Raw genomic sequence first — 6,989 nt, forward strand, 5'->3', positions numbered from 1 at the left:
AGCACGCACCCCACGCCACTGACTTAGTAAATTTTTAGGAGGGTTGACATGGTAGTCCGTACTAAAGCGGCTCCCCCGACTCCTTGGTCGAGCGACCTAGCGGAGCCACAAGTAAATAAAACTGCCTACGTACATTCGTTTTCCAGATTAATTGGTGATGTTCGAGTAGGTGCCAATGTGTTTATCGCTCCAGGCAGTTCGATTAGAGCGGATGAGGGAACGCCATTTTTTATTGGTGAAAGCACTAATATTCAGGATGGAGTCGTCATTCACGGTCTAGAAAAAGGACGGGTCAAAGGTGACGATGGTAATGACTATTCCGTATGGATTGGTAAAGATACTTGTATCACACACATGGCACTAATTCACGGACCGGTATACGTGGGCAATGAGTGCTTTATTGGTTTTCGCTCCACCGTGTTCAATGCCAAAATTGGCTCGGGCTGTATCGTTATGATGCACTCTCTAATTCAGGATGTAGAAATTCCTCCAGGAAAGTATGTACCGTCAGGAGCGATAATTGTCAATCAGCAACAGGCAGATCGCTTGCCCGATGTTATAGACAGCGATCGCAACTTTGCCAATCACGTGGTAGAAGTTAATGAAGCTCTGCTAGCGGGCTATCGTTGTGCTGAAGATCGAAGCTGTATTAATGCCAAACGAGTAAACACAGGAGAGCGTTTGGCAGCAAAAGTAAGTAATGAAAATGCCTATATAAATTCAGTAGGAAAAATGAGTTTAAATTCGGAGATTAGAACCCAAGTGCGATCGCTCTTGGCGCAGGGGTGTACTATCAGTACCGAACACGCCAACCAGCGTCGCTACAAAACCAAGTCCTGGCTTACTGGAGGTCAAATTGAAGGACGAGAAGATCGCATTATCAGCCAATTAGAAGCGTTACTCAACGAACATCAGGGGGAATACGTCAAGCTGATTGGAGTCGATCCTGGTGCCAAACGGCGAGTGGCAGAAGTTATCGTACAGCGACCTGAAGACACCCCAGGAAAAGGAACTGCCAAAACCGTAATCGATCGCACCAACGGTAAAATTCGTAGTGGTGGTGGTAGAAATCGCAGTCATAGCTATAGTAGTAACGACAGCGGTAACTTAGCTTCTGACGTAGCTAGTCAAATTAGTTCCCTACTCGCCCAAGGTTGTGCTATTGGTATCGAACGCGCCAGCAAACGCCGTTTTAAAACCAAATCTTGGCTAACCGTGGGGCAAGTAGAAGGTAGCAAGAGCAAAGTTATGGGTGCGATCGAACGAGCTATGACCGAATATCCCGAAGAATATATCCGGGTTATTGGTGTCGATCCCAATGCCAAGCGCAGAATGGCTCAAATTATCGTTCAGCATCCAGGAAAAGCACCGGTGCAATCTTCTAGAAGTTCTGGTCGCTCTAGTAGTTACAGTAACGGTAATGGCTATAGCAGTAGTAGTAGCAGTCTCGATTCTGAAACCGTGCAGCAAATTCGTTCCTTATTAGCTGCAGGATACCAAATTGGCAGCGAACACGCCGATAAACGCCGCTTTAAAACTAAGTCTTGGAAAACTTGTTCTCCTATAGAAAGTCGCAATCCTGCTGAGGTGATTTCAGCATTGGAAGCTTGTTTGGCAGAACACGCTGGAGAATACGTGCGGATGTTGGGCATCGACCCTCAAGCTAGACGGCGAGTCGCTCAGACCATTATCCAAAGACCAGAAGATAATCCCGCAGCTAAAAGCAATGGCAAAACTCAAAGTCAAAATCAGGGATATTTTGTCGCTGATTTTACCAGCAGTAACGGCAACGGCAATAATGGCAAGCCGCCAATCTACGACGCTTTTAGTAATCCCAAGCTCAGTCAAGAATCTCTCCGAGAAGTACGTTCTCTTTTGGCAGCAGGATATAAAATTGGTACCGAGCACGCCAACAAGCGTCGCTTTAAAACTAAATCTTGGCAAACTTGTTCGCCCATTGACAGTAAGTACGAAATGGATGTGGTCGCTGCTTTAGAAGCTTGTTTGAACGAACATTCGGGAGAATACGTCCGTATGTTTGGAATCGATACTCAAAATAAACGTCGAGTATCGGAAACAATTATTCAACGTCCTTAGATTCTATTGTCCTTAGATTCTATTGAGGTTGCATACCCCTAAATGACCGAGAAACGGTAGAGGCGTTCTCTATCTATCGAGCGTCTCTCCACTCGAAAACTGCTTTCGTGCTTGTATACTGTTGCCAAAAAGAATGTATTTATTTCCGCCGCAACCTGCTAACTCTGAGATTTGCATTAGTGGTGATGTCGAAATTCACCCCAGCGCATCTATTGCTCCAGGAGTAATTTTACAAGCAGCTCCTCAAAGTCGGATTGTTATTGGAGCAGATGTTTGTTTGGGGATGGGCGTAATTCTCAGTGTCGATCGCGGTGTAATTGAGATCGAGCGCGGTGCGGCTTTAGGCTCTGGAGTTTTAGTTATAGGGGCAAGTAAAATCGGCAATAATGCCTGTGTAGGTACGGCGACGACTATTTTTCAAGCTTCCGTGACGGCGATGGCAGTAGTTTCTCCAGGTTCGTTAATTGGCGATACCTCCCGTCAGCCAGAACCGAAGGAATTCGATCGCGAAGTCAAAACAGAACCTTCCCCAAACAACGTTGAAACTAATGTTTCGGCAAACAATGGACAAAAGCCAAAATTTACCAAAAAAGCCCAGAAGCTTCAAAATGAGCAAAATGGTTCTCAGCCTTCTCAGCCAGATTTAGATGCAGTCAGTAGGGAGGGGGAAACTCCATCAAAAACTGATACTGTAGTAGGTAAGGTTTATATAGATCGCTTGATGATGACTTTATTTCCCTACAAAAAAAGTCGAGATTCTGATTCGCACACCGATCGCTCTAACGGTAGTCGCTCCTAAAAAATACTACGCTCGTCAATGTAATATTTTGATATTATTTCGTCATTAACTAACAAGTAGCTAGCGAGCGAGAGCATGAAGAAATAATTCCTAGCAAACATACTCTTATCGTTAAAATATGCCAACTTTTAGTTTTTGAAACTTGAAGACAACTCCCAACTATTCACTCTGGAAGCTAAAGCTCATAACTATTTTTATTTAAAATCAATTTGATGCCCTAGCTAAGCAATTTGGGCTGAATTAATTGCGATCCTGAACGAGTACATATACTTATTACTTGTTAGCGATCGCGTTTTACTAGAGGAGTAAATTTCACTTAAAGCAATTGAAAGCAACATTTCTTAACTTACTATTTTCCAGCAATTGATTATGATTAGTTTAATTAATATCTCTCAGAAAAAAAGGCAATCGCACTGGAGTTAACATTGCTGTTAAAAGCATTAGCGATCGTGCTATCGTGTTAACATGAGAAACTGAAAAAAGAATAGTCAAGAAGATTATATACTGCCAAGAATTTTGGCAAATTAAGATATTAATTCTATCGATCTTTTTACAGTTTGAGGGTCAGCTTAGAAATTGATTCTTGAAACCGAAACGGGGATTGCTATGTTGCCAAAAAAGCATAACCAAACTCCCCAAATAAATTGGGTTAGAGATTACTCCATCCTAAGACGACGGAGCTTGCTCTGACCTCTAATAAAAATTAAGCGTTCTATTTATGGAGGAATGACCTACATGGCAACCAAAACATCTTCAGGTTTTGAGGCAGGTGTAAAGGATTATCGCCTGACTTATTACACCCCAGACTATACCCCCAAGGATACCGACTTACTAGCTTGCTTCCGCATGACTCCTCAACCAGGTGTTCCTCCCGAAGAAGCTGGTGCGGCAGTAGCGGCAGAATCTTCTACTGGTACTTGGACCACAGTTTGGACTGATGGCTTAACCGACCTCGATCGCTATAAAGGTCGTTGCTATGATGTAGAACCCGTTCCAGGAGAAGATAACCAATATTTTTGCTTTGTCGCCTATCCACTCGACTTGTTCGAAGAAGGCTCGGTAACCAATATGCTGACATCTATTGTCGGCAACGTATTTGGATTTAAAGCTTTACGGGCTTTACGCTTAGAAGATTTACGAATTCCAGTAGCCTATCTCAAAACTTTCCAAGGTCCTCCTCACGGAATCACCGTAGAAAGAGACAAACTGAACAAATACGGTCGTCCTCTATTGGGCTGTACCATTAAACCCAAACTAGGCTTATCGGCGAAAAACTATGGACGTGCGGTTTACGAATGTCTGCGCGGTGGTTTGGACTTCACCAAAGACGACGAAAACATCAACTCTCAGCCCTTCATGCGCTGGCGCGATCGCTTTTTATTCGTCCAAGAAGCGATCGAAAAATCTCAAGCCGAAACCAACGAAATTAAAGGTCATTACCTCAACGTAACTGCTCCTACCTGCGAGCAAATGATGGAGCGGGCTGAATTTGCCAAAGAACTCGGCACTCCCATTATCATGCACGATTACTTAACCGGTGGTTTTACTGCGAATACCACCCTAGCAAGATGGTGTCGTGCTAATGGCGTATTGCTTCATATTCACCGCGCCATGCACGCTGTAATCGACCGTCAGAAGATTCATGGCATTCACTTCCGTGTTTTAGCTAAATGCTTGCGGATGTCTGGTGGCGACCACCTTCACTCTGGTACCGTTGTCGGTAAGTTAGAAGGAGAACGCGACATTACTCTCGGTTTCGTCGATCAAATGCGCGAAGACTACGTAGAAGAAGACCGTTCTCGCGGTAACTTCTTTACTCAAGACTGGGCTTCGATGCCCGGTACCATGCCTGTGGCTTCTGGCGGTATTCACGTTTGGCATATGCCAGCTCTAGTAGATATCTTCGGCGATGATGCTTGCTTACAGTTTGGTGGTGGTACTCTCGGACACCCCTGGGGTAATGCTCCCGGTGCGACTGCTAACCGCGTAGCATTAGAAGCTTGTATTCAAGCTCGTAATGAAGGACGTTCCCTAGCCCGTGAAGGTAACGATGTCATCCGCGAAGCTTGTCGCTGGTCTCCAGAATTAGCTGCTGCTTGCGAAATCTGGAAAGAAATCAAGTTTGAGTACGAGGCAGTAGATACTCTCTAGATTGTTAATTGTTATTAGCAAACAGCAAACTGGTAGGTCTGGGATAGAAGATAGAAGCAATTTAGCTCGAATCGAAAAATCCTAGACTACCAAAAACAAAACCAAATGCAACCAAAAGACATTGCCAAAGAGACGGCGAAAGTTTTGCAGAGTTACCTGACTTACCAAGCAGTCAAAGTAATAATCGAGCAGCTAAACGAAACTAATCCTAGTGCGGCTATTTGGTTGAGGCAATTTTCTTCTGGAGGCAAACTTCAAGATGGAGAAGCTTATTTAGAAGAAATCATGTCCCAACCAAGAGGTAAAGAGTTCGCCATCAGGATTATGACCGTTCGTGAAAGTATTGCCGAACAAACTTTAGAGTTTTTGCCAGAGATGGTGGCTACGGGAATTACCCAGGCAAATCTGTTACATCGCCGTCATCTTTTGGAACGTCTTACTCAAACCGAAGCTGAAACACCTACAGCTACCGAGGACAACTCGGAAACACAGATAGAGCCGAAAGAATCTCCCGATTAAATCTAGCTATACCGAATAAGAAACATGAAAACATTACCTAAAGAGCGTCGTTACGAAACCCTTTCTTTTTTACCACCTCTAACCGACCAGCAAATTATCAAGCAAATTGACTATATGTTAGAGCAAGGATTTATTCCTGCAGTGGAATTTGAAAAAGATCCCCAACCCAGTCTGCATCACTGGACTTTGTGGAAACTGCCCTTATTCGATGCGCGCAACGCTCAAGACGTACTCACTGAAGTCCGCGAATGCCGCTCTGAATATTCTGATTGCTACATCCGCGTTGTAGGTTTCGATAACATCAAACAGTGCCAAACTGTTAGCTTTATTGTTTATAAGCCTAACGCTAGCCGCTACTAAATTGATTAAAGTAAATTGAATAATTGGGGAGACATCAGCGCGAAGTAACTTCGTTTTTATGTCTACAAAAAAATTACCGGGAGGTAGCGTGAGTAATAACTCTTCATGCTGCCTCTTTTGTTATTATTCGAGCGGTTCAAGATTAAAGCCATCGCTCACTCTAACCAAAATAATCTTCAGTCATAATTGTTGCCAAAGGAACGAAGTTATCCACAGGAATATCAAACTCTCGTTCCATAGTAGCGATCGCATCTTGATAAATTTCTGGATATTCTTCAGCTAAACCGCGTCTACTTTGAAACCCGTAGTTTTTATTTTTCTATTTTTAGGTTAAAGGTCAAGGGGCAAAGGAAAAAGGGATCTGGTTAAAACTCCAGTTCTCTATATGGACGCGGTTTAAATAATTTTTGAGGCTGGGATTTTTTTTAAGTATTCGTTATTAGACCTCTTGCACGAATCGCACATTAGCTATTTAAGAAAAAGGTTAAGGGGGAAAGGGAAACGGTAAAAGGTTGTTTTATTATTCCTTTAACCCTTACCCTTGTATCTTGAATTTAGGATCTCAAATCCTGATACTTTAGAAAAAGTAGTAGACCGTCCTTCCCTTGGTTAATTAAAACCGTGATTTAGCTAGGGTCGCTACTCTCCTCTCAGTTTAATCAACTCAAACAATCACTAGGGGAATTAGACCCCGCATTCTGCAAGGAAGAGTCAGAACCCAGAGGAAAAAGCTAAAAATTTTTAATAAGAACAATGGAACAACAACAGTGGGTGGGAATCGATGTCTGTCAGAAATATCTCGATGTCTACATCTGCCCGATAGGAAAGTTATTTCAAGTAACTAATGATGATTCTGGAATTAGTGAGTTAGTCAAGATACTTATAGAAATCAAACCAGAGTTAATCGTCTTGGAAGCCACAGGGCAGTTAGCCAAAACCGATGCTATTGATGCGAAAATTTTGGCGCACTTCTAGAAATGCTATACGCCCTCAAGTCAGAGCAATTAAAGTAGCTACGACTTTAATTTCATCTTTACCCGAATTAGGCAAGCTTTGTTTACTC

At 43.1% G+C, this 6,989-nt stretch carries 6 protein-coding genes; all 6 read left to right on the plus strand.

Annotated features, from left to right (window positions below):
- Positions 1 to 48: 48 nt before the first annotated feature.
- Positions 49 to 2,097, plus strand: a complete 2,049-nt coding sequence (locus ACLFKQ_RS30540) for a ribulose bisphosphate carboxylase small subunit (protein ID WP_449003361.1) — start codon at positions 49 to 51, stop codon at positions 2,095 to 2,097.
- A 133-nt stretch (positions 2,098 to 2,230) separates the two neighbouring features.
- The gene (locus ACLFKQ_RS30545) at positions 2,231 to 2,896 is read left to right on the plus strand and encodes a hypothetical protein (protein WP_449003362.1); all 666 of its coding nucleotides are present in this window, start codon (positions 2,231 to 2,233) and stop codon (positions 2,894 to 2,896) included.
- A 735-nt stretch (positions 2,897 to 3,631) separates the two neighbouring features.
- The gene (locus tag ACLFKQ_RS30550) at positions 3,632 to 5,047 is read left to right on the plus strand and encodes a form I ribulose bisphosphate carboxylase large subunit (RefSeq protein ID WP_449003363.1); all 1,416 of its coding nucleotides are present in this window, start codon (positions 3,632 to 3,634) and stop codon (positions 5,045 to 5,047) included.
- Positions 5,048 to 5,152: 105 nt separating this feature from the next.
- On the plus strand, positions 5,153 to 5,566 hold the full coding sequence (locus ACLFKQ_RS30555) for a chaperonin family protein RbcX (protein WP_449003364.1): 414 nt from the start codon (positions 5,153 to 5,155) through the stop codon (positions 5,564 to 5,566).
- Positions 5,567 to 5,590: 24 nt separating this feature from the next.
- Complete coding sequence (locus ACLFKQ_RS30560) at positions 5,591 to 5,926, plus strand: ribulose bisphosphate carboxylase small subunit (protein WP_449003365.1); 336 nt, start codon at positions 5,591 to 5,593, stop codon at positions 5,924 to 5,926.
- Positions 5,927 to 6,679: 753 nt separating this feature from the next.
- Positions 6,680 to 6,901 carry a hypothetical protein gene (locus ACLFKQ_RS30565; RefSeq protein WP_449003345.1) on the plus strand — a complete coding sequence of 74 codons (222 nt, stop codon included), beginning with the start codon at positions 6,680 to 6,682 and terminating at the stop codon, positions 6,899 to 6,901.
- Positions 6,902 to 6,989 lie beyond the last annotated feature (88 nt).

Source organism: Myxosarcina sp. GI1(2024), assembly GCF_053543375.1.